Annotated in this window: 2 pseudogenes; both read left to right on the top strand. The window is 53.8% G+C overall.

The window, feature by feature from the left end:
- Positions 1-308, top strand: a pseudogene (locus EOA24_RS39455) (M24 family metallopeptidase); the annotation flags it as partial.
- Positions 309-365: 57 nt separating this feature from the next.
- Positions 366-938 (top strand): annotated as a pseudogene (locus EOA24_RS43690) (hypothetical protein); the annotation flags it as partial.

Raw genomic sequence — 938 nt, 5'->3', positions numbered from 1 at the left:
TGAGACGATCCGGCCAGGATGTACGTGCAGCGATGTCGCCAACGCATTCTACCGTACAATTGAGAAGGAGGGATTCAGAAAGGAGTCACGCTGCGGCTACGCTCACGGTATTGGCTGGCTGGCTGGAGCCAACCGCCAGTCTCAAAGACGGCGATATGACTGAACTGAAGGCCAACATGACGTTTCATCTAATGCTGGGGAACTGGATCGATGAGGATTTTGGGTACGTTATCAGCGAGACTTTTCGGGTGACCGACACGGGAGCGGAAGTGTTGACCAGTGCGCCACGGCAAATCTTCCAAATCTGAGCCCAGCGCCAGCTGAGGGAGATCGTAGTTGTCTGGGCTAATTGAGGTTACGAGGCGATGAAAGGTATAGGCTTGATAACGCTCTCTACGGATCCAGTGGGAGAGCACGCTTTTAAGGCGGAGATGGCGAGTTACCCGGTAAGAGTTTTTACAACTCGCACCTCTTATGATGAGGCCGATCATCAAACAGGAGGCTTTATCCCTATACCTGATTGGCCCATTTTGCTCGCAACGTTACCGCCCGGTGATTTGGTGGACGTGATCGCGTTTGCGTGCACCTCCGCGACTATTGCGCTTGGAAATGAGATGCTTCTCAATCATCTTAGTTCCGCGCGGAGCGGCCTTCACTATACGTCGCCCGCAATAGCAGCAGTCACGATGATGCAACGGTTCAACATCAAACGAATCGCGTTGCTTACTCCGTATGGCCCTGCTCTGCACAATAAATTCGCGCCGTATTTTGCATCTCACGGGATCCAAGTGATCGCCGCGCATTCGCTGGCGCAGCCTATGAATCTGGTTACCGATGATGACGTTGCCCGTGTGCCGATCGAGCGTATCCAGTCCGAGCTGGAGAAGCTTTTGGACTCAACGGGCCCATTGGATGCGCTATTTGTCTCGTGCGCGGCC

This window comes from Mesorhizobium sp. M2A.F.Ca.ET.039.01.1.1 (genome assembly GCF_003998035.1).
Taxonomy (GTDB): domain Bacteria; phylum Pseudomonadota; class Alphaproteobacteria; order Rhizobiales; family Rhizobiaceae; genus Mesorhizobium.
This window is presented reverse-complemented; position numbering and strand designations above follow the sequence as displayed.